This window comes from Streptomyces sp. YIM S03343 (assembly GCF_054729195.1).
The window spans coordinates 7997301-8023760 of sequence record NZ_JBPUKX010000001.1 but is presented as its reverse complement, the minus strand read 5'-3'; the positions used below and the strand labels follow the sequence as shown (position 1 = coordinate 8023760).

General features: G+C 67.5%; 26 protein-coding genes and 1 pseudogene. 7 read left to right on the top strand and 20 right to left on the bottom strand.

The annotated features are described in order from the left end of the window. Positions 1–3: 3 nt before the first annotated feature. From ACSYGN_RS35530 to ACSYGN_RS35515, 4 genes are all read right to left on the bottom strand, one after another. On the bottom strand, positions 4–2637 hold the full coding sequence (locus ACSYGN_RS35530) for a LuxR C-terminal-related transcriptional regulator (protein WP_460403056.1): 2634 nt from the start codon (positions 2635–2637) through the stop codon (positions 4–6). 235 nt (positions 2638–2872) lie between these two features. After that, the gene (locus tag ACSYGN_RS35525) at positions 2873–3628 is read right to left on the bottom strand and encodes an SDR family oxidoreductase (protein ID WP_460403054.1); all 756 of its coding nucleotides are present in this window, start codon (positions 3626–3628) and stop codon (positions 2873–2875) included. A gap of 144 nt (positions 3629–3772) precedes the next feature. Continuing rightward, positions 3773–4591: an SDR family oxidoreductase gene (locus tag ACSYGN_RS35520; protein WP_460403052.1), complete on the bottom strand. Its 819-nt coding sequence runs from the start codon at positions 4589–4591 to the stop codon at positions 3773–3775. A gap of 158 nt (positions 4592–4749) precedes the next feature. After that, positions 4750–5703, bottom strand: coding sequence for an SDR family NAD(P)-dependent oxidoreductase (locus ACSYGN_RS35515; protein WP_460403050.1), 954 nt, complete (start codon positions 5701–5703; stop codon positions 4750–4752). 129 nt (positions 5704–5832) lie between these two features. Between ACSYGN_RS35515 and ACSYGN_RS35510 the strand changes: the two genes are divergently transcribed. Further along, positions 5833–6423: a TetR family transcriptional regulator gene (locus ACSYGN_RS35510; RefSeq protein WP_460403048.1), complete on the top strand. Its 591-nt coding sequence runs from the start codon at positions 5833–5835 to the stop codon at positions 6421–6423. Positions 6424–7045: 622 nt separating this feature from the next. Here ACSYGN_RS35510 and ACSYGN_RS35505 read toward each other — a convergent pair. The 3 genes from ACSYGN_RS35505 to ACSYGN_RS35495 form a co-directional block, all read right to left on the bottom strand. Continuing rightward, a complete protein-coding gene (locus tag ACSYGN_RS35505; protein WP_460403046.1) occupies positions 7046–7315 on the bottom strand; it encodes an HPr family phosphocarrier protein in 270 nt (89 codons plus the stop codon). Positions 7316–7402: 87 nt separating this feature from the next. After that, positions 7403–7942: a 6-phospho-3-hexuloisomerase gene (gene hxlB, locus ACSYGN_RS35500; protein WP_460403044.1), complete on the bottom strand. Its 540-nt coding sequence runs from the start codon at positions 7940–7942 to the stop codon at positions 7403–7405. A 5-nt stretch (positions 7943–7947) separates the two neighbouring features. Then, positions 7948–8997, bottom strand: a complete 1050-nt coding sequence (locus tag ACSYGN_RS35495) for a galactitol-1-phosphate 5-dehydrogenase (RefSeq protein ID WP_460403042.1) — start codon at positions 8995–8997, stop codon at positions 7948–7950. A gap of 253 nt (positions 8998–9250) precedes the next feature. On the opposite strand from ACSYGN_RS35495, the gene ACSYGN_RS35490 reads away from it, so the two are divergent. Continuing rightward, positions 9251–10774 (top strand): IS1380 family transposase, encoded by a 1524-nt coding sequence (locus tag ACSYGN_RS35490; protein WP_460403040.1) that lies wholly within the window; start codon positions 9251–9253, stop codon positions 10772–10774. 128 nt (positions 10775–10902) lie between these two features. Here the strand turns inward: ACSYGN_RS35490 and rpe are convergent, their stop codons facing one another. The 5 genes from rpe to ACSYGN_RS35465 all read right to left on the bottom strand — a co-directional run bounded on the left by rpe (position 10903) and on the right by ACSYGN_RS35465 (position 14329). Continuing rightward, a complete protein-coding gene (gene rpe, locus ACSYGN_RS35485; protein WP_460403038.1) occupies positions 10903–11574 on the bottom strand; it encodes a ribulose-phosphate 3-epimerase in 672 nt (223 codons plus the stop codon). A gap of 5 nt (positions 11575–11579) precedes the next feature. Further along, a complete protein-coding gene (locus ACSYGN_RS35480; RefSeq protein ID WP_460403036.1) occupies positions 11580–12044 on the bottom strand; it encodes a PTS sugar transporter subunit IIA in 465 nt (154 codons plus the stop codon). Positions 12045–12072: 28 nt separating this feature from the next. Next, positions 12073–13341 (bottom strand): PTS transporter subunit IIC, encoded by a 1269-nt coding sequence (locus tag ACSYGN_RS35475; protein WP_460403034.1) that lies wholly within the window; start codon positions 13339–13341, stop codon positions 12073–12075. 25 nt (positions 13342–13366) lie between these two features. Next, a complete protein-coding gene (locus ACSYGN_RS35470) occupies positions 13367–13666 on the bottom strand; it encodes a PTS sugar transporter subunit IIB (protein ID WP_460403032.1) in 300 nt (99 codons plus the stop codon). 117 nt (positions 13667–13783) lie between these two features. Then, positions 13784–14329 (bottom strand): PTS sugar transporter subunit IIA, encoded by a 546-nt coding sequence (locus ACSYGN_RS35465; RefSeq protein WP_460403030.1) that lies wholly within the window; start codon positions 14327–14329, stop codon positions 13784–13786. Positions 14330–14583: 254 nt separating this feature from the next. Between ACSYGN_RS35465 and ACSYGN_RS35460 the strand changes: the two genes are divergently transcribed. Beyond that, a complete protein-coding gene (locus ACSYGN_RS35460; RefSeq protein ID WP_460403028.1) occupies positions 14584–15393 on the top strand; it encodes a transposase family protein in 810 nt (269 codons plus the stop codon). On the opposite strand, the gene ACSYGN_RS35455 is transcribed toward ACSYGN_RS35460, so the two are convergent. The 4 genes from ACSYGN_RS35455 to ACSYGN_RS35440 form a co-directional block, all read right to left on the bottom strand. Further along, a complete protein-coding gene (locus ACSYGN_RS35455) occupies positions 15374–16843 on the bottom strand; it encodes a BglG family transcription antiterminator (protein ID WP_460403026.1) in 1470 nt (489 codons plus the stop codon). The two genes, ACSYGN_RS35460 and ACSYGN_RS35455, sit on opposite strands and share 20 nt — an antisense overlap. Positions 16844–17425: 582 nt before the next feature. Then, complete coding sequence (locus ACSYGN_RS35450) at positions 17426–17551, bottom strand: hypothetical protein (RefSeq protein WP_460403024.1); 126 nt, start codon at positions 17549–17551, stop codon at positions 17426–17428. A 73-nt stretch (positions 17552–17624) separates the two neighbouring features. Then, the gene (locus ACSYGN_RS35445) at positions 17625–17798 is read right to left on the bottom strand and encodes a hypothetical protein (RefSeq protein WP_460403022.1); all 174 of its coding nucleotides are present in this window, start codon (positions 17796–17798) and stop codon (positions 17625–17627) included. Between the two features lie 54 nt (positions 17799–17852). Continuing rightward, on the bottom strand, positions 17853–18461 hold the full coding sequence (locus ACSYGN_RS35440; protein ID WP_460403020.1) for a TetR/AcrR family transcriptional regulator: 609 nt from the start codon (positions 18459–18461) through the stop codon (positions 17853–17855). Positions 18462–18655: 194 nt separating this feature from the next. Between ACSYGN_RS35440 and ACSYGN_RS35435 the strand changes: the two genes are divergently transcribed. Together ACSYGN_RS35435 and ACSYGN_RS35430 are read left to right on the top strand one after the other, a co-directional pair. Further along, positions 18656–19507 (top strand): alpha/beta fold hydrolase, encoded by an 852-nt coding sequence (locus tag ACSYGN_RS35435; RefSeq protein WP_460403018.1) that lies wholly within the window; start codon positions 18656–18658, stop codon positions 19505–19507. Positions 19508–19564: 57 nt separating this feature from the next. Then, on the top strand, positions 19565–20479 hold the full coding sequence (locus tag ACSYGN_RS35430) for an MBL fold metallo-hydrolase (protein WP_460403016.1): 915 nt from the start codon (positions 19565–19567) through the stop codon (positions 20477–20479). 478 nt (positions 20480–20957) lie between these two features. Here the strand turns inward: ACSYGN_RS35430 and ACSYGN_RS35425 are convergent, their stop codons facing one another. The 3 genes from ACSYGN_RS35425 to egtA are packed head-to-tail and all read right to left on the bottom strand — an operon-like array spanning position 20958 to position 23801. After that, the gene (locus tag ACSYGN_RS35425) at positions 20958–22169 is read right to left on the bottom strand and encodes a S8 family peptidase (protein WP_460403014.1); all 1212 of its coding nucleotides are present in this window, start codon (positions 22167–22169) and stop codon (positions 20958–20960) included. Beyond that, positions 22169–22498 (bottom strand): hypothetical protein, encoded by a 330-nt coding sequence (locus ACSYGN_RS35420; protein ID WP_460403012.1) that lies wholly within the window; start codon positions 22496–22498, stop codon positions 22169–22171. Before ACSYGN_RS35420 ends, ACSYGN_RS35425 begins: the two co-directional genes overlap by 1 nt. 40 nt (positions 22499–22538) lie before the next feature. Beyond that, positions 22539–23801 carry an ergothioneine biosynthesis glutamate--cysteine ligase EgtA gene (gene egtA, locus ACSYGN_RS35415; RefSeq protein WP_460403010.1) on the bottom strand — a complete coding sequence of 421 codons (1263 nt, stop codon included), beginning with the start codon at positions 23799–23801 and terminating at the stop codon, positions 22539–22541. 189 nt (positions 23802–23990) lie between these two features. On the opposite strand from egtA, the gene ACSYGN_RS35410 reads away from it, so the two are divergent. Both ACSYGN_RS35410 and ACSYGN_RS35405 read left to right on the top strand, forming a co-directional pair. Further along, positions 23991–24971 carry an aminotransferase class IV family protein gene (locus ACSYGN_RS35410; protein ID WP_460403008.1) on the top strand — a complete coding sequence of 327 codons (981 nt, stop codon included), beginning with the start codon at positions 23991–23993 and terminating at the stop codon, positions 24969–24971. A 125-nt stretch (positions 24972–25096) separates the two neighbouring features. Then, positions 25097–25279 (top strand): annotated as a pseudogene (locus ACSYGN_RS35405) (transposase); the annotation flags it as partial. Positions 25280–25320: 41 nt separating this feature from the next. Here the strand turns inward: ACSYGN_RS35405 and ACSYGN_RS35400 are convergent. After that, a complete protein-coding gene (locus tag ACSYGN_RS35400; protein ID WP_460403006.1) occupies positions 25321–26442 on the bottom strand; it encodes an IS5 family transposase in 1122 nt (373 codons plus the stop codon). Positions 26443–26460: the final 18 nt, after the last annotated feature.

Here is a 26460-nt window from a genome sequence, read left to right as displayed (position 1 = left end):
ATCTCAGGTTCTGCCGACAGGCAGAAGGCGCAGCTCACCGGCGCGCTGCACGGCCGCCGAGCGATCGGTGACATTCAGCTTGGTGTAGATGTTGCGGATGTGCGTGCTGACGGTGTTCAGCGAGACCGTCATCTCGTCGGCGATCTCCTGCCGGGTGAGGTTGGTCGGCAGGTGTCGCAGCACACGCAGTTCGCTCGGACTGAGCGGCTCGGCCCGGTTCCGGTCGGCATCGACGGGCCGCCTGGCCGGCCTGGCACAGCCGTGCACGGCGTCGAGGATGTCGGTGATCTGTGAACGGTGCCTGCTCCCCCGCGTCGGCAGCGTTTCCAGCAGTCTCCAAGCACCGGTCATGGCGAACGGGAGGACCAGCCGGTCCCGCTCGGCGAGGGTGAGTGCCCGCTCGACGGCAGCTCCTGCCGCATGTCCCTCGCCCAGTTCGTGATGAGCGAGGGCGTCCAGGAGGTGGGCTTCGATCAGGGTGAGATGCGCGTTGACCGGCGCGGTTCCGTCCAGCACGGGTTCGAGTGCGCTTCGGGCGGCGACGGGGTCGTGCTCGGCGAGGCGGAGCGTCGCGATCGCGTTGCAGAGCTCGCCCCTGGCCAGCAGCCGGTCCGGGAGCATCGCGAGCCCCGCCCGGGCCTGTTCGAGCAACCCGAGCCGGGCCCGCGTGGCGATCGTCCAGGACGCCACCCGGGCCGCCAACGCGTGTTCCCCGACCATGAGGGCGTTCACCCGCGTGGCGGCGTCGAACTCCTCGAGCGCCTGATCGTTGCGGCCGCGCGCGGCGTGCAGTACCCCGGTGACGAGGTGCAGGAGCAGCCGGATCCCCGGTTCGACGCCCGACCGGCCGGCCCGCGTCGCGCGCTCCAGCCAGCGTTCGCCGTCGTCGAACTCTCCCATCCAGATCTTGGCCCCGGCGAGTGTCGCCAGCGCGGGGGCGATGACGGGATGGCCGTCCCAGCCGTGCCTGCTGGCCACCGTGATCGCCTCCTCGCAGCGTCGCCGGGCCAGGCCGAAGGAGTGGATGGTGGCGGCGAAACCGAGGTGTGCGAGGCAGGCGACCTCCAGGTAGGGCCGCTCGATGGCGCGGGCGAGGGTGGCGCCCTCCGTGAGGTGACGTTCGCTGTCGGCAAGCCGCAGCAACCACGCCTCCGTGACGCCCAGATTGAGCAGCGCGTCGGCGCGCAGATCGCTGCCGAGGGCGATGTCGGCGTTGGAGGGGCCGGTCGCGGGCGACGGCAGCGAGCCCATCAGCTCGAACACACCGTCGAAATGGCCGCGCAGTCGCGCCAGCAGCAGTTCAAGGGAGGCGATCGCCATCGTGAGACGGTTGCCGCGGTCCGGCGGCATCGTCCTGATAGAGCTTCGCGCGATCTCCAGATGGGCAGACGCCTCCTTCAGACGGAGCCGGTTGAGGTCGGTGGTCGCGTATGCCAGGGCCAGCTCGTTCTCGTACGTCCTGGCGGGGAAGGAACCCAGCAGCGCCTGGATGGTGTCCGCTTGGCCGTCGAGGGTCAGGCTCAGGGCATGGTCGGTGAGCAAACGTGCCGCCTCGGACCAGTCACCCGCGGCCTGGAGATGCTCGATGGCGTCGGCGATCCGGGTTCGCCCCACCAGCCAGCGTGCGGCCAGCCTGTGCAGGTCAGGCAGCTCCTCGGGCTGTGTCCGGCGCAGTTCCAGCCGCAGGAGGCCGCCGAACAGGTGGTGGTAGCGGAACCAGGTGCGGTCGGGGTCGAGCGACACGACGAACGCGTTCGCGTCCTCCAGCTCCAGAAGGATCCGCTCCGACCCGGTCGAACCGGTGAGCAGGTCCGCGAGCTCGCCATTGACCCGGTCCAGCACAGAGGTGCGCAGGAGCAGCCGCTGGACGTGCTCGGGCTGCCGCTCAAGCATCTCGGCCGTCAGATACTCGGCCACCGTGCGGTCGCTGCCTGAGAATTCGGCGACGAAGCGCTCGGGGTCGGGGTGGCCGACAAGGGAGAGCGCAGCGAGCCGCAGGCCGGCGGCCCAGCCTTCGGTCCGCTGCTGCAGCGTCGCGATGACGTGGTCGGGCAGCTCCAGGCCGGAGGCCGCCAGCAGAGTGCGGGTCTCGGCCTCGGCAAAGCGCAGCTGTGGTCCGCGGATCTCGGCCAGATCGCCCGTGAGACGCAGCCTGTGCAGCCGCAGGGGAAGATCGCGGCGGGTGGCGAGGACCGCGTGCGCGTGGTGGGGAAGGCGGGTCACAAGCGAGGTGAGCCGTTCGAGGGCCTCCGCCGAGTCGAGCTCGTGAAGATCGTCGATGACCAGTGTGATGGGGTCGTCGGTCTCGGCGAGTTCGGACAGTACGCGGTCCACCATGGCGCAGCCGTCGAAGCCGGGCGCCGCCTGTGGCGGCTCAGCCGCCTTCTTCAGAGCGCCGCGGACCGCGCCGACCAGGTCGAGCCAGAACAGCTGGGCATCGTGCTGGCCGGGCGTTACCGAGACGCAGGCGATGGGACGCTTCTGACCCGCCTGGTCAGCCCAGGACCGCAACAAGGAGGTCTTCCCGCTGCCCGCCGGCGCCGAGATGATCGTCACTCGCTGTCGTGCGGCAAGGTCCAGGGCGACGACCAGGTCATGCCGATCGATCAACCCGACTCTGCCCGGCCCATCAGCCATCGCTCATTCTCCTCCGGGCGCGCTGCCAGCGTAATCCGACGAGATCACGCGAATCCAGTGATGACGCCTCACCTGCGCGGTGCAGACCCTGACGCCCGACAGCAGAGATGAGCGGCATGGCGATCAGCCCTCCCCGGCCACGCAACCGTCGCCTCGAACAGCCGGTCGGCCGCGACTGCCGTCGACACGGACGCACGATGGCGGTCGCGGCCGGCTGATTCTGTGGCCCTTGCGACTACTGGATCGTGCCGCCGGTGACCAGCAGGGTCTGTCCGCTGACCCACGCTGCCAGATCGGATGCGAAGTACTCGGCGGCGTCCGCGACGTCGTCGACGGTGCCCATGCGGCGGCCGATGCGCCCGGGGCGGGCGACGAACTGCCGGATCGGGTGGTCGGGGTCGAAGTCGGTGAAGACGCCCGCGGCTTCGACGGCTGTCGGGAGGATCGTGTTGGCGGTCACACCCCGGTCCGCCAGTTCCTGTGCAAGAACCCCGACGGCGTAGCACGGGGCGGCCTTGCTCGAACCGTAGAGACCCTCGCGGGCAAACGGAACGGCTGTCGAGCTCGAACCGACGTAGATGATCCTGCCGTTGTCCGCGACGCGCCGGGCGGCAGCCCGAAGCGTGAAGAAGGCGCCCTTGGTGTTGATCGAGAACAGCCGGTCGAACTGCTCCTCCGTGATGTCGACGAAGTCGATGCCGATCTGTTCGACGCCCGCGTTGGCGACGGCGATGTCTATCTTCCCGAACCGTGCGGTGGCCTCGTCGAAGAGCCGCTCGATGTCGGCGACGGAGGACACGTCCGCCCGAACTGTGAGGGACTGCCGGCCCAGTCGCTCGATCTCGGCCGCGGTGGCCTTTGCCGAGTCCTTGTCGGAGGAGTAGTTGACCACGATGTCCGCGCCGAGGCTTGCGTAGCGCAGCGCGATCGCCCGGCCGAGGCCTCGTGCGGAGCCTGTGATCAGTGCGGTCTTTCCGGTCAGATCCGTCATCGGAATCGTGCCTTTCGGTTATGCATGTTGCTGAGGTTGTGGCTGTTTCGTTGGTCTGGGAGGGTCTGCAGGCTGTTGAGGGCAGGGCCTGCGATGGGGCTGGGTGTGGCTGGTGTGTGGCTGGTGTGTGCTGGGCGTCGCCGCTCAGCCCTGTGCGCTGCGGGACACGTGCCGCCAGTCGTCCCAGGTCTTGAGCCGCTGCGCGTAGAGCGGTTCGACGATCTCGATCGGCTCCGTTCCGAAGAACACCCGCAGCGGCGGGTTCTCGGCGTCGACGATCTGCAGTAGGGCGGCTGCCGCGTCGGAGGGGTCGCCGTAGCGGGCGTCGCCGAGGCGGGCCGCGATGGCCGCGCGGACGTGGTCGTAGGCGGGCAACTGCGCAGCGTGCGCCGCGGAGGAACCGCCCCAGTCGGTGGAGAAGCCGCCGGGCTCGACGATGGTCACGTTGATGCCGAGGCCGCCGACCTCTTGGGCGAGGGCCTCGCTGAAGCCTTCGAGCGCCCACTTGGACGCGTGGTAGGCACCCAGCGACGGGAACGCGGCAACGCCGCCGACCGACGAGATCTGCACGATGTGGCCGCTGCCCTGTTCGCGCATGGCCGGCAGCACGGCCTGGGTCACCCAGAACGCGCCGAACAGATTGGTCTCCATCTGGTCGCGCAACTGCTGCTCGGTGATCTCCTCGACCATGCCGAACATGCCGTAGCCCGCGTTGTTGACCACGACGTCGAGGCGGCCGAACTTTTCGCGTGCGGCCATCACCGCGGCGGTGACGGCGGCCTTGTCGGTGACGTCCAGTGCCAGCGGCAGCACCGCGTCGTCGCCGTACTCGGCGACCAGGTCGTCCAGCGAGCTGATGTTCCTGGCCGTGGCTACGACCTTGTCGCCGCGTTCCAGCGCGGACTCGGCGAAGGCGCGGCCGAAGCCGCGGGAGGTACCGGTGATGAACCAGACCTTGCTCATGATGTCTCAGTGCTCCATGGGAATGGTCCGGGCGAGTCGTGCCGCCCGGGTCGAATCGGCGCCGTTCCCCGCGCCTGCGGGGCTGAGGAACGGCTCTTCCTGTCGAGGGCGCGGCCGGTTGGGCCGCCGGCGCGCCGAGGGGCGGTGTGCGGTGGAGGTCACCGCTCCTGGAGGAGTTGCTCGGACACCGTCCACAGGCGTGCCGCGTTGTCCGGGTCCAGCGCGTACGGCGCGACGCCTGCGATGTTGCTGCCGCGCTCCGTGACGATCTCCGCCGGCGCGCAGTCCTCGTAGTACCGGCCGGTGACCCCGGTCACGGTCGGCGAGGCGGCCATCAGCACCGAGGTCGCGGCTCCCTGTTCCACGGTCTTGCCCGGCGGCAGGGCGAGAGCCCCGGCGGCGATCAGGCCGGCCACGGCCTCCATGTCGGTGTGCCGGGCAAGGCCGGTGTCGCCGACGTTGCCCGGCATCACCGCGTTGGCGGTGATGCCGTCGCCGGCCCACCGCTCGGCGGCGCCGACCGCGAACAGCGCCACGGCGGTCTTCGACTGTCCGTAGGAGGTCCAGGGGTCATAAGGGCGGAAGCGGTAGTCGAGGTCGTCGAAGACGACCGGCGAGAACTGGTGGCCGATGGAACTCACCGCGACGACCCGCGCGTCGCCCGCGGCGGCCAGCGCCCGGTGCAGGCCGGTGGTGAGCGCGAAGTGCCCCAGGTGGTTGACCCCGAACTGCCATTCCCGGCCGTCGGGAGTGTGGGCGATCTGCGGCGGGGCCATCACGCCCGCGTTGTTGACCAGGATGTGCAACGGGCCGCTCCACGCCGCGACGAACTGCGCGATCGAGCCGCGGTCGGACAGTTCGAGCCGGCCGACGGACAGCTTCCCCGCGCCTGCGGGCAGGTCTGCCGCGATCCGGGCCGCCACCGCGGCGCCGGTGTCGGCGTCCCGCACGGCCAGGGTGACGTCGGCGCCCGCCGCGGCCAGCGCGCGCACGGTCTCCACGCCGATGCCGGAACTGGCACCGGTCACGACGGCCCGGCGGCCGTGCAGATCGACACCGTCGACGACCTCGGCGGCTGTCGTGGTGGCTCCGAACGTTTGGGGTGTGGACATGGGAGTTCTCCGGGGTCGGTCGGTAAAGCCGGTCGGTGAGGCCGGTCGGTAACTATCTGGATAGTTACTTAGAACGTAGATCACGCCGGCGCTCTTGTCAATAACCAGATAGTTACTTGGTAGGGGTAGATGACACGGGACTCCAGCCTCACCAAGGCGCGCCTGCTCGACGCCGCCTTCTCGGAATTCGCCGCCCACGGCATCGCCGGTGCCCGTGTGGACCGGATCGCCGAGAGCGCCGGAGTGAACAAGCGGCTCATCTACGTCTACTTCGGCAACAAGGAGCAGCTCTTCGACGAGGTGCTGCAGCGGGCCATGGCCGCGGGGGCCGAGTCCGTGCCGTTCGACGCCGACGACCTGCCCGGCTACGCCGGCTCGATCTTCGACCACTTGGTCAAGCGGCCGGAGCTGGTACGCCTGCGCCTGTGGAAGCAACTGGAGCGGCCGTCCGCCACCTCACTGGAACCTGAGGCTTTCCGCCAGAAGAGTGCCGATGTGGGTGCCGCGCAGCAACGCGGTGACGTGGCCCGGGAGATGGCGCCCGACGACCTGCTCACCATGGTGCTCGCGGTCGCCCAGGCATGGTTCCTGGCCGCCGAGGATGACGGCGCCGACACGAGCGGCAGCCAGGCATGGCCGGCGGAACGGCTGGCCCTGCACCGTGCGGCGGTGGTCGAGGCCGCGCGCCGCATCAGCGAGCCGAAGGACACTGCGGCGTAATCGCACACCCGCGCCCGGAACGGCATCACTGCCCTGCGCGCGACCTCCTGCAAGAGACAAGCCAGGCTGGTGAGCACGCCGAGCAGCATCCGACCGGCCGTCGCCTCTGGATTGGCCCGCTCAGGGTGTGCCGGTGTCCGGCCACGGTCTGGCTCAGCAGATGCCTGTTCCGCCCAGCGGCTTCGGAAGTCGGCGTGTCGGTCGTGGATGTCCTGTCTTCCGGTCGTGAGAACGAACTCCCGTGATACTGCTCGGTGTGACCTGTGGGCGGCACGTGCACATACGACCGCACCGAGGAGCTGGAGCCGCCCTGACACCCCCTGACCGCTCCCCGCGCGCCGGACCCCGGGCACCTTTCGGGACCCGGGGTCTCATCCTCTCGGCTGGTAGGTGACCAACCGCGGTTACGCACTCCAGACCCGTGAGTCCGGAAGCGCGCCGACCGCACCGACAGCCTGACGACAGCGGGATTCCGGTGATCTGCGCGGCAGTTGCCGGGGAGAGGCATCACGGGGCCGTGTTGGAAGGCGCTCTCCCGACACGGCCGGGCGCACACGCGTGTCGTCGCCGTCGATGCAGCGGAGTGCTGCTGAGAGCATCAGTCACCCGCCTTGGCGGGCCTTCACTTGGTCTCGAGATCCTGGGAGAGCAATGCGACGAGGGAGTCCAAGGCAGCGACGGCACCCTCGCCTTCGGCGGTGAGCTCCACCTCGTCCAAGTGCTTCGCCCCGAGGGCCATCACCATGATGATGCTGCGGGCGTCAACCGGAACGCCGCCGGCCTTGGCGATCTTGACGGGCAGGCCCGTGGCGCTGGCAGCCTGGACGAAGACCGACGCGGGACGGGCGTGCAGCCCGACGGATGAGGCGATGGCGACGGTACGGGAAGCCATGTAAATCTCCTAAAACAGTTCTGCTCAAAACAACCGGTGGCGGGGGTGGTGCAGTCGGCCTTGTGCCGTACTGTGAGGTGCGGTGGACTACTCCAGGCTGGCGTGGCGGTGTGCCATGTCGGCGTTGCTGGATCCGCTTCCGGAGGTCAGCTGCAACACGAGGGCATCGAAGACGACAAGCAGCATCTGTTCGAACAGGCTGCCGAGTGGCTGAATGCTGGCCGCGGATTCCGCATACTTGGTCGGCGATTCGATGACGAGATCCGGAAGCTGAATGGCGCCGAGCGTCGACGAGGAGACGGAGGAGATGACGGCCAGATCGGCTCCCTGTCGCAGTGCGGACTCGGCGACGCGGCAGACGCTGTCGGTCTCGCCCGACGCCGACGCGACAACCAGCAGGTCACCGCGCTGGATTGCCGGTGTCGTGGTCTCTCCGACGACATAGGAGTTCAGGCCGATCTGCATCAGGCGCATCGCGAACGCCTTGAGCATGAGCCCGGAGCGTCCCGTCCCGTACACGAATATCCGGTCGTGCGACTGCAGTTTGCCGCGCACCGCGGCCACGCCTGAAGGATCGAGCCTGGAGACGGACTGGGCCAGCTCTTCGACGATGACGTCGGATTCCACGGGGCTCACCTGCTCTCTTCCGGGTAGAGCAGGACCTTCCCGAAGCCCTGGTGGCTCTGCACGATGCTCTTGAAGATCTCGGGGCCGTCGCTCAGGTTCACTCGGTGGGTGATCATCTCCTCGATGCTCACCTTCCGCTGGCCGATCAGGTCGACCGCGTTGAACCATTCCTTGCCCGGGTAGGGTCCGGAGACGCAGCTCCAGGATCCGTACACGGTGAGTTCGTTGCGGAGGATCTTCTCGAAGTAGAACCTGGGCGAGTTCACGTCGCCGTAGGGGATGCCCAGGTACAGCACTTCGCCGGCGCGCTTCGCCAGGCCCAGCACCCGAGCGGAGGTGTACGGCGTTCCGGCCGACTCGATCGCCAGATCGACGCCGTCGCAGTGCTTGTGGATCTCCTCGTGGAAGTCCTTGTCTGCCGTATTGATGGTCACGTCCGCGCCGAACCGGCGTGCGGCCTCGAGCTGGGCGTCGTCGATGTCGAACGCGTACACCCTCTTCGCTCCGAAGAGCTTCGCCCACGCGATCGACAGCAGCCCGATGTTCCCGCAGCCGATGACCCCGACCTCGTAGCCCATCTGCAGCCGTGTGCGGTACAGGCCGTGCAGGACCACCGTCGAGGGCTCCACCAGCGTGCCCTCCTCGAAGGACATCGTGTCGCCCATCCGGACCAGGTTGGCGGAGGGAACCTTGATGTATTCGGCGAAGCCGCCCGGGACGTAGGCGCCGATCGCGGAGAGGTCGACGCACTGCGACGGCATTCCGCTCCGGCACGGCTCGCATTCGTTGCAGACCATCGCGGGGCTTCCGACGACCCGGTCACCGACCTTCACATTGGTCACGGCGTCGCCTGCCTGGATCACCTCACCGGAGAACTCGTGCCCCCATACCGTGCCGGGCACGTACGGTCCGAGCTTCCGGTACCGTGAGATGTCCGACCCGCAGATCCCCACCGCCTTGACTTTCACGATCGCCTCGGTGGGCTTTTCGATGACCGGATCCGGAACCGTCTCGTACCGGAGGTCCTGGACGTCCCAGAACGTCAGCGCACGCATTGTGGTATATGACCTTTCCTTGTTCCTGTTACGCAGCTGGTGCTGTGGCCGGCAAGGTTTGCCGGAAGGCTCGCGGCGTCCGGTGCGGTGCATCGCCCGAGTACTGGATGTACTCCGTCGATGCGAGAACGCGGCGGAGGTGCCGTACCGGGCGTCGCGAGCCCGTAAGCCTTTCCGGTCGCAGCACCAGTGCGTATTACGCTGCTAGCCTCAATACCGGTAACTTAGGGGCAATCTGGTCGTTGTTGTTGGTGTGGCAAGAGCGGGTCAACTGAAGTCATCTGGTGAGCGGTTGTCGGATCGGGTCGCGATCGGGGTGCTGACACAGGCGTTTCCTCAGTCGCTTGTGGACGAGGTGTTGGCGCAGACGGGTCGGGTCCAGCAGCGGAACCGGCTGTTGCCGGCCCGGCTGGTGGTCTACTTCGTGTTGGCGCATACCGGGGCACGGTTGCTGGCGGATCTCGCTGATGCCACCGGGCTGACGGCCGCGTACTCGACCGCTCTCAGGCCGCTTCGGCCGCGCGGGACCGGACACGATCCGGGCCGGATCGCCACCGACCTGGCGGTGATGCTCGCCGACGGCGGCGAGGCCATCGCGGACCTGGCTGTACTACGGGACCAGGGCGAAGTGTTCGGCCCGGTCGCCTCGACACCGACGGCCTGGCGGCTGCTCGCCGACACCGGCGACAAGACACTGGCTTGTCTGCGCTCGGCCCGTGCCCAGGCCCGGGAAGTCGCCTGGCTGCAGGCCGCCGAGCAGGGTGAGGGCATACCCGCAGTCCACGCTGCGGGGCGCATGCTGCCCGGTCTGGTCCTGGACCTCGACGCCACGCTGATCACCTGCCACTCCGAGAAACAGCAGGCCGCACCCACCTATAAAGGCGGCTTCGGCTTCCACCCGCTGCTGTGCTTCCTGGCCAACACCGGCGAAGGACTGTCTGGCCGACTGCGGCCCGGAAACGCCGGTGCCAACACAGCCAGCGACCACATCACGGTGCTCGACCAGGCGCTCGCCCAGATCCCGGACGCACACCGGCACGGCACCGACATCCTCGTCCGCACCGACAGCGCCGGATCCGCGAAAGCCTTCCTCGCCCACATCCGAGCCCTGCGTGAGCGCGGCCTCAACCTGCGGTTCTCGGTCGGATACGCGGTCACCGAGCCGGTCCGCCGCGCCATTCGAACCGTGCCCAACCACCTCTGGCATCCCGCCCTGGACCAGGACGGAACGCTGCGTGATGGCGCCGAGGTCGCCGAGCTGACCGGCATGCTCGACCTGACCGGCTACCCCGCCGGCACTCGCATCATCGTGCGCCGGGAGCGGCCGCACCCCGGAGCCCAGCTGTCCCTGTTCGATCAGGACGAGGGTCTGCGGCATCAAGTGTTCCTCACCGACACCCCGTACTCCGGTGGCGGCTCCGCCCAATTCCTGGAGGTCCGCCACCGCGGGCACGCCACAGTCGAAGACCACATCCGGTGCGGCAAGGCCACCGGCTTCGGCCGCTTCCCCTCCCGCGACTTCAACGTCAACGCCGCCTGGCTCGAACTCAGCCTCGCGGCGATCGACCTGCTGGCCTGGATGCGCGTCCTGCTGTTGGACGGCGAACTCGCCACTGCCGAGCCGAAGAAACTCCGCTACCGGCTGCTGCACGTCGCCGCCCGCCTCACCCGCGGCGGCCGCCGCCTGCGCCTGCGGATATCGGCTACCTGGCCCTGGCGACACGAACTCGCTACCGCCTTCCACCGCCTCGCAACACTGCCCCGTCCCGCCGGCTGACCGGCAAACCCCTGACCGCCCGCGACCTGAAGGACCTTGGAGAACCCGACCACCGCGCCGGGACTCCGCCATGCCCACGGACCGAAATCGCATCGCCACGAGACAGTCAACCCCTCAGCCACGCCTCGTCACACCAACCGAAACGGCGAGGCTAGTGCGTCGCGAAGAGCGTCGATGTTGTCGGCGACGCTTCCCTTGAAGAGGTAGCCACCGGACACGAAGGCGTTCGCCCCTGCGGCGAAGCAGGTCGCGATCGTCTTCGCGTCGATGCTGCCGTCCACCTCGATGTCGATCTCTCGGTCCCCGATCAGGTCCCGGGTCCGCCGGATCTTCTCCACCACCGAGTCGAGGAAGTGCTGACCGCCCTCACCCGGATTCACCGTCATGAGCAGGATCTTGTCGAGATCGTCGAGGACGTACCGGAGCGTCTCCTCCGATGTGGCGGGGCTCAGTGCGATTCCGGCCTTCGCGCCGCCGGCCCGGATCTTGTGCAGGCAGCTCAGGACTCGCGTCGTCGACTCCTGGTGGATCACCACGGTGTCCGCGCCGGCGGCCACCATGCTGTCCAGGCAGCACTCCGGACGCTCGACCATCAGGTGAGCCTCGATCGGCAGCTTCGTCATCGCGCGCAGTGCCGAGAGATGGTCCGCCCCGAAGGCGACCCGTTCGACGAACTGTCCGTCCATCACGTCGAAGTGGAGCAGTTCGACGCCCTTCGCCTCCAGCTCGGCCACTTGCTCACGCAGTGTCCCCAGGTCCGCCGCGAACACCGACGGCGCGAGCATTGTCTTCCTAGCCATGTCGCCTAGCCCTTCATCTCATAACTGCGTTCCAGGAAGGCGGGAACATCACCGATCTCCATGCTCTCCAGCCGTTGCATCAATTCCGGGTCCGTGATGACCCGTATGGTCCGGGAAAGGAAGTCCACATGGTCGTTGCCGTCTTTCACCGCGAGGACGAAGACGCTCCTGGTCTCGATTGCCTTTTCGTCGTCGTCCATGCGTCGGAACGTCACTGCCGACCGCAGTCTCACGTAGCAGACTGCGTCTTTGAAAATGGCATCCGACCTGCAGTGGGGAATCGCGACGGGAATACTGGTCAGGAGACCGGTGGGGTAGTCCCGCTCTCGGTCGACGCACTCCTGCGCGAAGGACTCGCCCACGTCACCCTGCCGATGCAGGAATTCGCCGCCCAGTCGGATCGCTGCGTCGCCGGACTCGGCCTCGCCGGCCACCGCGAACATATCAATCCTCTGAAAAACCGTCTTCATCAGGCACATCCCAGGCTTACGCTTGCGTTCATGTGAGTTTGCTGATCAGTGCGACGAGGATGTTGCCGGGGTTCCAGCCGAACTGGCCGTCCGTGATCTGGCCGGACACGTGGACGCTGGTCGCGTTCATCATCGCCGTTGCCTCCGGGGCGAAGATGTTGGCGCAGAACACCACCACGGCCATGCACATGATCGTGAACAGCGCGCTCCGGAAGACATTGCCCTTGCTGGCGAGCACGACCATGGGCGTCAGATAGCAGACCTGTGCCAGCAGACCCAGCGGGAAGTAGCTCATGTCCGGGATGATGAAGGCGTAGAGAATCACGAACGGAATCGTGATCGCGGTGACGGTGATGCAGGCCGGGTCGCCCAGTCCGAGGGCGATGTCCATGCCGATCCAGATCTTCGAGTCCTTGCTCACCCGCTTCTTCATGTACTCCGCGGCGGCGGTGCTCAGCGGCCGGATGCCTTCCATCATCACGCCGACCATCCTGGGCAGAAGGATCATGACGGACGCGAACCCCATGCAGATGGTGAGGGTCGAGGGCAGGGACTGGCGGGTCAGCAGGCCGAGGAAGGCGCCGACGATGATGCCGATGAACGCCGGATCGCCGAAGAAGCCGAGACGCTTCTGAAGCTTGTCCATGTTCACGTCGATGCTGCGCAGGCCCGGAATCCGGTCGACCAGCTTGTTCAGTCCGACGGCGACGGGGTAGTAGAGCGCGACGAAGGACAGCGTCGTACAGGTCGTCCCGTCAAGTTCGAAGTATTCCTCCCACTTGGGGGCGGCCCACTGGGCGGCGTAGAGGGCGACGACCGACAGCACCACGGTCACGAGGAAGCCGATCACGACGCTGTGGAACAGCGCGTACGCCATGGCGCCGGGGATCATGAAGTGGATGAAGTTCCAGATGTCCACGTTCAGGACCTTGACGAGCCTGAGCTTGATCAGTATCAGGTTCAGCCCCACGATGACCGGGATCGCCAGCACTGCGAACGGCACCGTCCACGCGGCGCCCCCGACGGCGGCGAAACCGATGTCGATGGTCGTGTACCCGCCCCCGAGGTGCTTGTAGTAATTGATGACCGGCTGGATGGTCGTCACCAGCAGCGTGACCACCAGTCCCAGGCCGGTGAAGCCGATGCCCACCAGCAGGCCCGACTTGAGCGCCCGGCCGATCTTCATCCGGAAGAAGAGGGCCAGCAGCGCGATGACGACGGGCAGGAGGACCGAGGCCCCCAGGTCCGACACGGTTCTGAAGAACTCGCTGAAGAAGTCATCGATCGAATTCCACATGAGAGGCTCCTATTCTGAGTTGTCGTCAGTTCGCCTGGATTTCGCGGCACACCCGGAGAAGCTTCTCCTCCACCGCCTCGGAGTTGACGCCGGACATGAGCCCGAAGACGCTCATGTGCGGCACCGCCAGCTCCTTCTTGTAGTTCGCCGTGGTGAGGATGAGATCCACGTCGTTCTGCCGGCTCTCCAGCTCGCCGAGCGAACACTTGTAGATCTTCGCGGGGATCCCGGCCGTGTTCAGGATCTCCTCGACGAGTCCCACCGCGACCGTCGACGTGGCGACGCCACTGCCGCAGGCCACCAGAATCTGGATTTGCTTGGCCATGACTCATTTCCCTTCTCTGTGCAGCTTCTCGGTCCGTCGAAGGCACAGCTGTATCTTCGGCCGCCGGACTTGCCCGGGGTCGTTTTCGTCTGGATGACTTTGCGGCACTCGCCGCGATTACTCGTGCAGGGTGCGCCCGGAACGCGCTTCCCGCCCGGTGATTGGACCGCTGGGCCACTCGAACTCGAGGTAACCGCCACGGCCCAGGAGTGGAACGGCTGTCCCGCGCCCGGGACCGTCCGTCTCACATGTCTCTGTATACGCGCCATGTTCTCGCAAGAACTCGAACACGGCGTTGGCTGCTTCGCCCGCTGATGGAATACGTCGGGTCAGTTGGGCGATATCCCGGATCACCGCCGTTTGCCGTTCTTCCTGCGGCAGGCCGAGCTCGGGCAGCGTCACGAACAGCAGCAGCGTCACCCGATGAGCACCCCACTGGCACTCCTCACACTCGATCGCACCTACCGCGCTTTTCAGTGCGGCGCTTCCCACAACGTGCGGTACTGCGATGCCCTTTCCGACATAGGTGCTCCCCGCGCCCTCTCGGGCGACGACAGCGGACTCCGCAACACTCACCGAAGACACCAGTCCCCAGCGGAAAAGTCGCTGCATGCTCTCCGACAGCACCGCGGCACGCCGGTCACTGTTGAATGCCGCGTTCATTCGGACTCCACCGCCCGTGCCCGCGCGGTTTCCAGTATTATTTCGACGTCACGTTCGTTGAGCAGCGGACTGACAACCACCGCGGGAACCGGCCCACTGACGTTTTCTCAGCGAAATCATCTGCGCGAAGCGGTATGAACCCACTTCCTTCGTGGGCAGGCCGGACGAACTGATCTCGACTGGAGGCAGACGTAAAGCCCCTGGTAGGACAGGTCTCACCACAAGATCATGTCCGAACAGCCAGAGGCTTCACGTTGGTCACCTATGTTGCCACGCTCGACGTCCCGCGCCACGTCGTGGACCACCTGTCCCGGCTGCTGGCCGCGCACCGCCGACGCATCGGCACCCCGCGCGGCAGCCGGGCGCTCGGCCCGTTCCGTCAGGCGGTGCTGGTGCTGCGCTGGTTCCGCGAGCGCGGCTGTGTGCACTGCCTGGCCCGCGACGCGGGCGTCTCCCAGGCCACCGGCTACCGCTACCTGCACGAAGGCATCACCGTGCTCGCCCTCCGGGCACCAGACCTGCACGAGGTGCTGGACCGCTGCCGTCGCGAGGGCATGACCCACGTGATCCTGGACGGCACACTGATCGAGTCCGACCGCCTCGCCGGAGTCCGCGACAACGGCAACGATCTGTGGTTCAGCCAGAAGCACAAGGCCTTCGGCGGGAACGTGCAGTTCCTGTCCGCCCCCGACGGCACCCCGCTGTGGGTCTCCGAGGCCGAGCCCGGCTCCACCCCCGACATCACCGCCGCGCGTATCCTCGCACTTCCCGCGCTGTACAAGGCCGCGGCCGACGGCCTGCCCACCCTGGCCGACAAGGGCTACATCGGCGCCGGCATCAGCATCCTCGTCCCGGTACGGCGCCCGAAGGGCCGGTCCGAGCAAGCCCTGCACGCCGACACGCGCACCACGAACAACCTGATCAGAGGACTCCGCGCCCTCGGCGAACGCGCCGCAGCCGAACTCAAACAACGCTGGCGCACCCTGCAACACATCACCCTCAGCGCCAGCCGGATCGGCGACATCGCCCGAGCCGCCCTCGTCCTCAACGGAATCTGGAAATGATCACCGCTGAGAAAACGTCACTGGGAATCGGTACGGTCGAGACGAACAGGTCGACTCCATCGAGACACTCCTCGGAAACCATGCGCTCCTCGAGTTCGCGTGTGCCGAGAACACCCGCGATGTCCCACTGCGGAAACTTCTCCTCCAGCCAACTCTGCAGGAAGTATGCCGTGCTCCTTCCTGTCGAGCACACCACGACGACGCGCATCTTCCTGAAATTCCTCTGGCTTTCGACCGCACATTGCAGGTACAGCACCAGATAGGCGGACTCGGACTCGCTGATATGACGAACGTTGAACTCGTTCTCGCAGGTCACCAGTGCCGTGGCGGTCGCCTCGTGGACCTCGGGAAACTGAGACTTGATCTCGGCCAGCACCGGGTTGAGAATCTGCATCCCGTGCTCCGTCCGGAACAGCATGGGGCCTAGGTGCTGGAGGAGTTTTTCGCGGAGTGATTGGTCTGCCGTCAGGTCGACGCGAAGTTCATCGGACACCAACTGAATGAGCCGCTCCCCCATGGCCTGCGCCGACTTGGCTGGTGTGTCAGCGCTGGGTGCCGTGTCATCGCCCCAGGTCCGGAACAAGAACGCGCGCAGCGGTTCCGCCTCGGATTCAGGTACTTCGAGATCAAGACTGTGTGCGATTTCGTCGATCAGCGCACGCGGCACTCCGGCAAGACCCGTCCGCAATTCAGCATCTGCTGGCCGTGCCGTCCCCATTCCGCCGGCCTCTTCACGTGATTTCGCACAGCGAATCCGTTCGACAACGATGATCAGATAGGTCAGGAGATCCTGATACTCCGGATTCTCGATACGGAATCCAAACTGGTTCTCGACGGAATATATCGCTCTCGCGACGACGGAGAACTCCTCCGCCAGCAGCAGACCCTGGTCCTGCAGGATCTCGAGCTCGAGCCGATTGCCAGCGGCGTTGGCTTCCACAGCCAGACCAGGGGACAGCAACGGAGCAGCCTGTTCCATCAGTGCATTCCTGATTGCTCGCTCTCTACCTGCTACGGCGGTCCCGGTTTGCGCCGGCCGAAGTTCCAGTTCGTAGCGCCGCACCTCTCCGGCCAGATGTTTCATGTCTCGCCGGATCGAGGACTGGGCAATATAGAAGATCTCGGAGAGCCTATTGATCGAATACCCAGTCGGAGATGCGAACAGCAACAGGAGCAGGATGACACGACGCCGCTCTTGCACCGACAGACCCCCCGGACGCGACTCTCCTCTAAGGACCTGAGCCGCCGCAAGATATGCCTTGTAGTCGAGTCGAATGCCTTTGCTGGGCGTGTTATGAATGATGGGCGCAATCTTGTTGATTGCCGCAATGTCGCGATGGACAGTTCGCACGGACACGCCGAGCTGCTTTGCAATCTCCTCAGACGCAATGTAGCCGCTATGCGCGAGCAGGCAATTCAGGAGGCCACGCTGCCTATTACTGGGTTCCATTTTTCGTCACCATATAGGGGGTGCTACCGGTGTGTTACGGAGACTACCGGGTGCCGAACCAGCAGCGCCACGCCAAGAAGTGTCCACAAGTTCCTGCCAGCCTGAGTTGCGCGACCGCCAGGGATCCACCAGGTCTGAGCGCTGGCATCGACCGACACGACTGGCACGCAAAGCCGCATCGTCGTTACCGTGCGACGCTGATTGATTGTGTGTGTCGGGGGGAACTTGACCGACGGGCATCAACTCGATGATCTTGTGGTTGCCCTATAGGACTCCGTTACTGACCTTGAACGCGTGATGTCGTGATGGGGGATGCCGGAGAAGACCGGTGCCGACGAGGCAGCCGTCGAAACGTCGTGCTGGAGCCGCGTTCGGGATCCGAACCCGAGACCCACGCATCACGAGGGCCTGCAAGATCGTGACGGGTGGTGGTCCACGATCACGATCGGCCCGGTTTCCCTGGTCGGAGACTTGTAAAGCTCGACGGCGTGATACCCGGATCCAACTGGTGCCGGACCGCCCGCTCACGCATCGCTCACGCACGCTGGGCGGCGTCACTGGCGTCCGGCCAGCGGGTTCACATCACGTGATCATCAGTGCGTGCGTCATCCTGCCCTCGGTGATCACCGGCAGTCTGTCCGATGTGGTCCGGCGGCAGAAGCTGTTCGTGGGCTTCGCCGGGGTGACGGCCGCTGTCAGCCTCGTCATGATGTCGTGGACCTACGACATGGCTGTCGTCCACGCGGCCGTGGCAGTCATGGGCCTCAGCATGAGCACGTTCCTACCCGGACGGCTGCCCGAGTCGCCGGTTCCGTTCGCCGCCCTCGGGTTCCTGGCGCTCGGCGGCCACCCCGCGCTCTTCGTCACCCTTGCCGCCACCGGTCTGCTCTGCGCAATCGCGTGCCTCCAACTGCCCGATGTCGGGCACGAACACGACACCAGCCGCTGTCCTCACCGATCACTCGCTGCTGAACCCGTCGCCGAGACGCTGCTGGACGCGGCGTCGCGATCAGCGCGCGGTCCGCAACGCCGCGTCCAGCAGCGTCTCGGCCGCTCGCCGGGCGTCCGTGAAGGCCTCCGCGTCGTCGCAGGAGGCCGCGAGCGCGTTGGCGCCCTCGAAGAGCACCGCCAGTTGCCGGCCCAGGGTCTCCGGGTCGACTGCTCCGGCCTCGGCGGCGGTGGTCACGAGGAGGTCGCGGAAGGCATGCTTGTGCCGCCGCGCGAGATGGGCGATCTCGGGCAGTTCCCCGGCCCCCTCGACGACCGCGTTGTGGAACGGACAGCCACGGATGACCGCGGCCGGACCCCCGTCGATCGGGGCGAAAATCGCCAGCAGTCGCTGAACCGGCGTCAGATCGCCGCGCTCCAGCTCTGTTTCGGCAAGGAGCGGCGTCTCCTTTTCGAACCGGCGCAGATACTCCTCCACCAGCGCGTTCTTCGTCGGGAAGTGCACATAGAAGGTCCGCGGCGAGACATGCGCGGCCTCGATCAGCGCCGCCACGCCGGTGGCGTGGATACCGCGCGCATAGAAGAGCTCCCCCGCGGCGCGCAGGATGCGCTCCCGCGCGCCGCGTCCGCCGCTGCGGGCGGTCCCGGTGGTCGTTGCCCCAGTCTCCATGCACGTAAGTATAGCGACCGCTTTACATTCGCCGAGGGAGGGAGTAGTTTCGACACCATCAAAGTAAAGCGATCACTATACATCGATCCGTTCGCATGGATGGCGTTCAGCGGCCGGCCAGCGGTTTCTGTGCGCCGGAGCATCCATCCCGGCTCCTGTGAGGGCCGTGAGGGCCGAGCTGAAGGGAGAGTCCGATGACGGAGAGCTACGCACAGGCGCCCCTCAAGACCGTGTCCGCCGGCAACGGCATCGAGTACGCGTATCGCGAGCTCGGCGAGAGCGGCAAGGGCGGGGTGCCGCTTGTTCTGCTCATGCACTTCCGGGGCAACCTCGACTACTGGGATCCGGCCCTGGTCGACGCTCTGGCCGAGGACCGGCGCGTCATCGCCTTCGACAACGCCGGAGTCGGAGGATCCAGCGGCACCACGCCCAGCACGGTCGCGCAGATGGCACAGGACGCCATCGCCTTCCTCGACGCCCTGGACCTGGCGCAGGCCGACATCCTCGGCTTCTCCCTGGGCTCCTTCGTGGCCCAGGAGATCGCGCTGATCCGGCCGGCGCTGGTGCGGCGGCTCGTGCTCGCCTCGGCGGCGCCCCAGGGCGCGCCCGGCATGCACGGATGGGCGAAGTGGGTCATCGACTCGGTGGGCGAGCCGGAAGTCGTTCCCTCCCTCGTGCTCGACGTCTTCTACACCCGCTCGGCCGAGAGCCGGTCCGCCGGCGAGAAGGCCATGCAACGCATGTTCACCCGGACCGAGTTGGACACGCCCACCACCTGGCAGACGCGCCAGGCGCAGTACGACGCGGTCGTCGCCTGGGGTATCCCCAACGTCGCGCTCATGGAACGGGTGACCGCGATCCAGGCACCGGTGTTCGTCGCCAACGGCGACAGCGACCCGATGATCCTCCCCCGCTACTCCCACCTGCTGGCCGGGCTCATCCCCGAGGCGGAGATCAAGATCTACCCGGACTCGGCGCACGGCTTCCTCTTCCAGCACCACGAGGAGTTCGCCGCTGACGTCAGGAAGTTCCTCGACCGCGCGTGAACAGCCCGACGGCAACACCGACCACCAGCCCAGATGCAGTGACCGACAGGAGAAACCATGTCCACCCACAGCAACACCAGCACCAACTCCGGCCTCGGTTACGACGTGTTCGTAGCGGATCCGCTGCCTATGGCCGGCCCTGGACCGCTCCCCAACGGTGAGCCCCGCACCTTCCAGCCCATCGCGGTCACCCTGATCCACGGCACGAAGGACGCCGTTCTCGTCGACCCGCCACTCACCCTCGACCAGGCACAAGCGGTCGGTGACTGGGTCGCGCTGAGCGGGAAGAGGCTGACGCACATCGTCGTGACCCATGGGCACGGTGACCACTGGTTCACCGCCGGGCTGCTGGCCGAGCGCTTCGGCGCCCAGGTGGTCGCCACCTCGGGCTCCATCGCGCAGATGCACAACAACGTGTACGCCCGGGAGGTCCTCTGGGACGTCCTCTGGCCGGGCCAGATCCCCCCGTCGCCCATCACGGCCGTCGCGGCGCCCGGCAACCGCCTCACCCTCGAAGACCACGACGTCAACCTCGTGGAGGTGGGGCACGCGGACAGCGACGACAGCGCGGTGGTGCATGTGCCGGACCTCGACCTCGTGGTGGCCGGCGACGTCATCTACAACGGCGTCCACGTCTACCTCGCCGAGTCCGCCGACGGCGACTTCGGCCCCTGGCGCAAGGCGATCGACACCGTCGCCGCGCTGGCACCGCGCCACATCGTGGCGAGCCACCAGAACAAGACCCTCGACGACGACGCCGCGCGCCTCTTCGCCGAGACCCGCCGGTACCTCGACGACGCCGAGGCCGCACTGGCCGAGCACGACACCCCGGACGCGTTCTTCCAGGCGATGCTCGACCGCTACCCGGACCACGTCGGCCCGACCGTTCTCTGGGTCAGCTCACGCGCCCTCTACCTCGCACGCGAAGGCGGTGACCCAGTGCAGAACCTCGTCGCGGCCTGGCAGCAGTGAGCCGGGGCCTGGGCGGCCTGTCGACAGCACACCGACAGGCCACCCCCTCACAGAACGCCCGTAACACAACTCCCCACGAATGGACGGCGTCCCATGAGCGACCTGGCAAGAGGCACAGACCATCCGCCCCAAGGGCTCCCTGGGCGGGCTGCTGTGGCCCCTGCGCGGCCAGGAGGGGATCTTCGCCAAGGCCGACATGACCGTCGACGTACAGCGACAGCATCTGGTCTACGAGGGTTTTACCGGCCCGGAGTTGCGCGGGGTGTTCACGCCCGACCGCGTCGCGATCGCGGTCCTTCGGGGTTGCCCCGACCGGGACGCGGGGCGTCGCCGTCCCCCGGCCGGCTGTGGAGGGTGACGACGCATCCGCCCGGGGTGCAGCCGGGCAGACGGCCGGCCCCCTCGGATTTCCGAGGAGGCCGTCACCCGGAAGGCGCCGAGGTCGAGAGGGCGCCTACCGGGTCGTGCCGTGGAAGGGTCAGGGGACGAGTTTCAGCAGCTTGTTCGGGGAGCCCGTGCCGATACCGGTGAGGACGCCGCTGGTGGCCCCGTTGACCAGGGCGGAGGCGACGGCCGCCGGGGAGGAGCCGGGGTGGGCCGTCAGGTAGAGAGCCGCCGCGCCGGAGACGTGCGGGGCTGCGAAGGACGTCCCGTTGCCGGTGTAGGTGGCGGTGTCGGACGAGTTCCAGGCCGCCGTGATGGCGGAGCCGGGGGCGAAGAGGTCCACGGTCGAGCCGTAGTTGGAGTAGCCAGCCCGCGCGTCCGAGCTGGTGGTCGCGCCGACGGTGATCGCGGTGGCGACCCGGGCCGGGGAGTAGGCCGACGCCAGGGCACCGGAGTTGCCCGCGGCGATGGAGTAGGTGACCCCGGAGGCGATGGAGTTCTTCACCGCGGTGTCGAGCGTGGTGCTGGCGCTGCCGCCGAGGGAAACGTTGGCGACGGAGTCGGCGACATGGTTGGCGGTGATCCAGTCGACGCCGGCGATGACCCCGGAGGTCGTGCCCGAGCCGTCGTTTCCGAGCACCCGCACCGCGACGACCTTCGCCTTCTTGGCCACGCCGTAGGTGGTGCCGGCCGCGACGGTGGCGACGAAGGTGCCGTGCCCGTAGCCGTCCTGGGCGGTGGCGTCGTTGTCGACGAAGTCCCAGCCGTAGGAGGCGCGGCCGGCGATGTCCTGGTGGGTGATGCGCACGCCGGTGTCGAGGACGTAGATGGTCGCCCCGTTGCCGGCGGTGTCCGGGTAGGTGTAGGTGCCGCTCAGCGGGAGGCTGGTCTGGTCGATGCGGTCCAAGCCCCACGGCGCGGAGTTCTGGGTGCCGAGCGTGTGGACCACCTGGTCCTGCTCGACGGAGGCGACGTCGGGGTCGGCGGCCAGCCGGCGGGCCTGACCGGCGCTGAGGCTCACGGTGTAGCCGTTGAGCGCGGAGCGGAAGGTCTGCTTCACCTTGCCGCCGTACTCGGAGATCAGGTTCTTCCCCTCGGCGGCGCCCGCCTTGAAGCCGGCGTCACTGTTGAGGGTGACGATGTAGCTTCCGGGCACGGCGGTGGCGGAGTTCGCCTCCAGCACGACGCCCTCGGCCGGCGCCGCCTGCGCGGGTATCGCGGCGAGGGTGCCGACGACGGTCGCTGTGGCGGCCGTCACCGCGAGTAACGCGGCGATCCGCCCCTTCAGTCCGCGGGTTGCTGCCATCAGGAATGGTCCTCCTCGATCAGGCGCACGCCGCGGGGTACGGCGCGCGCTGAACCGGTGGCGGCACTCGGGTCGGTGCCGTGGAGTTGACCATCCGCCGACGGCGTGCGACGCGGCAAGGGAAACCCGGAAGTGTCATGCACAAGCCATGCTGGCACATTCAGCCGTTGCCCAGCGGCAACACAACGCGCCCCGCGTTGCGGGTTCGTGAAGTCCGCCGGGGCGAGGCGGTCGGCCGGGGCAGAGTCGTCGCCGAACTCGGCGACGGTCTTCACCTGCTCGGTTCCGGCATCGCGCACCAGCGCCCGAGCCGTGACACGCTGAAACACACGGTCGCCTGGCGAGAGGTGTGCAGACGTACCCCTCCGGCTATGCGCCCCGCCGTTCGAGCACGTCGTCCGCCGGGCAGCGGCCCCGGTCGACATAGCGGTCGGAGTAGGCGGCCACGGCGGCCACGACCCCGGTGCTCGCCCCGAGCCGGGGCAAGGCGTCCAACGCTGCGGCGAAGCAGGTCATGGCGGCACGCCGCAGATCCGGGTCGGACAGACCGTGGTGCGCCGCGTCCGACCACAGCGGGTTGTACGGCGCCGGGGCTCCGGCCGTCCGCCCGGTCAGCGGCTCCACGGCCCGGTATGCCAGCGTGGCGGCGGCCGGATCGTCGAACAGGGCTGTGACCACGGCGAGCGGCACGATCCATCCGTCGTCCCCGGGCTGTGCGTCGATCATGCGCAGCTCCAGGTGACCGTGCGGCCTGACCGGCGGGAACAGTGTGGTGACGTGATATTCGAGATCCGCGTGGGTCGGCGGGCGCATGGTGGCCGAGCGGGTCCAGTCCCGGAAGGTGACGCCGTCCGGCACCTCCCAGGGGCCGTCCCGGCGTACGCACATGACCGGTGCGTCGAGGACCCGCCGGACCCACGCCCGGCGCGGGTCATGGGCCAGGGAGGGCCCGCCGGCCCGTCCCGGGTCGAGTTCCATCCACATGAGCTGCCGTGTCGACAGCCAGCCCGTGGCCCGGCCCTCGATCAGGGGCGAGTTGGCGAACGCCGCGACCAGGACCGCGCCCAGCTGATGGGCCAGCCACCAGCGGCGCGCGAACCCCATGACTCCGGGATCCTCGTATCCGGCGTCGAGACACACCTGGACGGAGGCGGAGGCGCACATCAGGGTGCGACCGGCCGGACCCGTGCGGTCGAGGGAGACCTCCATGGCGTCGTACCGCGGTTCCCGCAGGAACCGGCGCGGCTGACGCCAGGGATCGATGCCCATGCCGACCAGTTTCAGGCCGTGCCCGCCCAGCACGGCACGGACCGTCTCCAGATCGGCGGAGACCTCCGAGACGCACCGGGTGAGCGACGGGGCGGGCCGGGAACTCAACTCCAGCTGCCCGCCGGGCTCAAGGCTGAACGCCGAGGTCAGCGGCAGCGTACGCAGTTCGGCGTAGGCCGCCTCCAGCCGCTCCGGGGCCACGGAACTGTGCGGGTCCTGCTGGTCGTGGACGAGCCATTCGACCTCCACGCCGACGGTGCCGGGCGGACCGGTCTTGAAGCAGATTCCCTCGACGAACACCTCCGCCTCGCGTTCGGTGACGACTGGGCGCCCATCGACACCGCACTGCGGTGAAATCGACATCCGGGAACCTCCTGAACCACCGTAGTACCTTCGGGATCCAACATCCGGTACGTGTAACGCTGTTATGTGTCCAGACCAAGGTTCCGCCGTTCCGCCCTGTCATGACAAGGGCGCACCTTCCGTACGAGGGACGATCAGCAGCTTCCGGGCCGCCCCAGCCAGGACCGGCGGAGGCGGACAGGGAGCAGCATGAACTACTGGAACACGCGCGAGCCGCCGCGCAGGAGAGCGCCGCACAAGCCGATCGCAGCCATGAAGTACTGCAGTCCGCCGAGCAGACGCGCCAAAAGTCATTGGCCGACGTCACGTACAGAAAGCGCAGCTCGAATCCGGACTGGTGAGGGAGGGGTCGTCATCGACCGGGTGGAAGTCAACGGTGCCGAAGCGGACATCGAAGACCTGAAGGTGCTCGCGCGGGCCAACTACTCGCACTTCTCCTCGATGCAGGTGCGGGGTCGAGCGGTCCGAGGACTGGATCTGCACCTGAAGCGGCTGGACGACAGTACGCGGGAGCTGTTCGGATCGGGCCTGGACGATGATCGGGTGCGGTCCTGTGTGCGGCACGCACTCCTGGCTTCCCCGGACGCGGTGACGGTCCGCGTGACCGTCTTCAGCCGCCACCAGGATGCCGTCCTGCGCGGCGAGGAGGTGGAGCCGGACGTGGCCGTGACGACGAGTCCTCCCGTCGCGACGCGGACCTCACCTGTGCGGTTGCGGACAGTGGAGTACGAGCGGGATCTACCTCACGTCAAGCACGCCGGGACATTCGGACTCAGCCTTCGTCGGCGCCAGGCGGTGCTCGCCGGGTACGACGACGTGCTGTTCACCGATCGCAACAGCCGGATCAGCGAGGCCTCGATTTCGAACATCGGTTTCTTCGACGGCAAGCGGGTCATCTGGCCTCAGGCCGCCGTACTGACGGGAATCACGATGCAGCTGCTGCAGCGAGGACTGGCGGCCAAGGGCGTCCCGTCCGAGCGGCGTGAGATCCACCTCCGAGACCTCGGAGCCTGGGCGTCCGGCTCCCCGACCCTCGCAGCCTTCCTATCGAACTCCATCTCGCCGGCCGTCCCGGTCGCGAGCATCGATGAGGCGGTGTTGACCGTCGATCCCGACGTGACGGACCTGCTCGTGAACTGCTACGAGACCAACCCCTGGCAAACCGTGTAAGCCTTGCTGGACCGTGCTGGTCAGAGGGCGGTATGAGAGTGCATAGGAGTTTTGTCGTCACCTGAACGTGTGGCGGTGTGGCATCCCGGCCGGTCGGCGGCCATGGGCATGTTGGGCTGGGTACCGTGAGCGAGCGCAAGCCGTACAAGACCGACGTGAGCGACGAGCAGTGGGCGCTGGTCGAGCCTGTGATCGCTGCGTGGAAGGCCGCGCATCCCTCGGTCAGCGGCCATCAGGGTCGGTATGCGATGCGGGAGATCGTCAACGCGCTGCTCTACCAGGGCCGGACCGGTTGCCAGTGGGAGTTGAGGTCGCCGACCCAGGACTCCACCGAGGCGTCGAGGGCGAGCTACAGCGCCAGCGCCCGCAGGGATGCGGTCTTGCCCTGGTTGGACAGGCCGGTGCACAGGACGTGTCGCTGGTGGAGGCTGATGGTGGTGGCGTCGCCGCGCAGGCGCTGCCCCCAGGGGCCCGCCCGGTGTAGTAGTCGGCAGTGATCGTCTCGTCGAGGACGAGCGGCGACGGACCGATCGGCTCGTCGCGGGCGCCGCTGTCTGCGATCCACAGCCGGACCGTCCGGGCCGCCTTGGTGATCGTGATGGACACCTCGTGCTCGTGCTGTTCGAGATTCTCGGCCAGCTTGCAGCGGCGCTTCTGGATCTCGTCCGTGGAGACGCCCGAGGGCAGCGTGACGTCCAGCTCGACGCCGCAGCCCGCCATGACGATCGGAGAGAGCATCGCCGCGCCCATGTCGCCTATCTCCTCGATGGCGCGGCGCAGTGCGGAGATGCCGAGGTCCCGGAACGCCACGACGACGATGCTGGGCGTGATGGGTCCGCCGTCGTCCCGCTGGTGCGGCGGGAGCGCCCACCGCGGCCCCGTCGAGCTCGGTGCGGTTCTTGCCGGAGTCGTAGCCGGAGTCCAGGTGCACGGTGATGTCGGCGGGCAGCGGGCCGAGATCATCGAGTTTGTCCAGGGTGGGAGCCAACAGTGGCGAGTCGTGCCGGTTGGCGCCAGCCAGCACGCGCCCCAGCGGGATGCCGTGGCCCTCGACCATCAACGACCGTTTCATGCCCTGCTTGCGCCGGTCGACCGGGGACGGACCAGCGCACTGGCCACCGCCGGGGGCCTTGGTAATACAGCCGTCCACGGCGATCTGGTCCAGTATCAGGCCGACGATGCGGTCGTAGGCGTCCAGCGCGATCCGCTTGAGGGCGGCGAACAGCCCGGCCTTGATCCACTCGTCGCGGCGGTTGCGGATCGTGGACGCCGAGCACGTGGTGTCGGCGATCGCCTCGTAGGAGCAGCCGAACCGCAACACCTGGATGAGCTTGTCGAACACGGTCCGATCACTGATCCGCCGCCGATGACACCCCAGTGGGTGCGCGGGATCGACCACTGGTCGGGCGGCGATCAGCGCAGCGAACTGGTCCCACAGCGGGGTGGTCAGCCATGATGGCAACGCGGGCACAGGTACTCCTGATGATCA

Excerpts from the sequence above, each read along its gene's own strand:
- ACSYGN_RS35530 (WP_460403056.1), bottom strand. The coding sequence starts at position 2,637 with ATGGCTGATGGGCCGGGCAGAGTCGGGTTGATCGATCGGCATGACCTG.
- ACSYGN_RS35525 (WP_460403054.1), bottom strand. The coding sequence starts at position 3,628 with ATGACGGATCTGACCGGAAAGACCGCACTGATCACAGGCTCCGCACGA.
- ACSYGN_RS35520 (WP_460403052.1), bottom strand. The coding sequence starts at position 4,591 with ATGAGCAAGGTCTGGTTCATCACCGGTACCTCCCGCGGCTTCGGCCGC.
- ACSYGN_RS35515 (WP_460403050.1), bottom strand. The coding sequence starts at position 5,703 with ATGTCCACACCCCAAACGTTCGGAGCCACCACGACAGCCGCCGAGGTC.
- ACSYGN_RS35510 (WP_460403048.1), top strand. The coding sequence starts at position 5,833 with ATGACACGGGACTCCAGCCTCACCAAGGCGCGCCTGCTCGACGCCGCC.
- ACSYGN_RS35505 (WP_460403046.1), bottom strand. The coding sequence starts at position 7,315 with ATGGCTTCCCGTACCGTCGCCATCGCCTCATCCGTCGGGCTGCACGCC.
- ACSYGN_RS35495 (WP_460403042.1), bottom strand. The coding sequence starts at position 8,997 with ATGCGTGCGCTGACGTTCTGGGACGTCCAGGACCTCCGGTACGAGACG.
- rpe (WP_460403038.1), bottom strand. The coding sequence starts at position 11,574 with ATGGCTAGGAAGACAATGCTCGCGCCGTCGGTGTTCGCGGCGGACCTG.
- ACSYGN_RS35480 (WP_460403036.1), bottom strand. The coding sequence starts at position 12,044 with ATGAAGACGGTTTTTCAGAGGATTGATATGTTCGCGGTGGCCGGCGAG.
- ACSYGN_RS35475 (WP_460403034.1), bottom strand. The coding sequence starts at position 13,341 with ATGTGGAATTCGATCGATGACTTCTTCAGCGAGTTCTTCAGAACCGTG.
- ACSYGN_RS35470 (WP_460403032.1), bottom strand. The coding sequence starts at position 13,666 with ATGGCCAAGCAAATCCAGATTCTGGTGGCCTGCGGCAGTGGCGTCGCC.
- ACSYGN_RS35465 (WP_460403030.1), bottom strand. The coding sequence starts at position 14,329 with ATGAACGCGGCATTCAACAGTGACCGGCGTGCCGCGGTGCTGTCGGAG.
- ACSYGN_RS35455 (WP_460403026.1), bottom strand. The coding sequence starts at position 16,843 with ATGGAACCCAGTAATAGGCAGCGTGGCCTCCTGAATTGCCTGCTCGCG.
- ACSYGN_RS35450 (WP_460403024.1), bottom strand. The coding sequence starts at position 17,551 with ATGACGAGGCTGACAGCGGCCGTCACCCCGGCGAAGCCCACGAACAGC.
- ACSYGN_RS35440 (WP_460403020.1), bottom strand. The coding sequence starts at position 18,461 with ATGGAGACTGGGGCAACGACCACCGGGACCGCCCGCAGCGGCGGACGC.
- ACSYGN_RS35435 (WP_460403018.1), top strand. The coding sequence starts at position 18,656 with ATGACGGAGAGCTACGCACAGGCGCCCCTCAAGACCGTGTCCGCCGGC.
- ACSYGN_RS35430 (WP_460403016.1), top strand. The coding sequence starts at position 19,565 with ATGTCCACCCACAGCAACACCAGCACCAACTCCGGCCTCGGTTACGAC.
- ACSYGN_RS35425 (WP_460403014.1), bottom strand. The coding sequence starts at position 22,169 with ATGGCAGCAACCCGCGGACTGAAGGGGCGGATCGCCGCGTTACTCGCG.
- egtA (WP_460403010.1), bottom strand. The coding sequence starts at position 23,801 with ATGTCGATTTCACCGCAGTGCGGTGTCGATGGGCGCCCAGTCGTCACC.
- ACSYGN_RS35410 (WP_460403008.1), top strand. The coding sequence starts at position 23,991 with ATGAACTACTGGAACACGCGCGAGCCGCCGCGCAGGAGAGCGCCGCAC.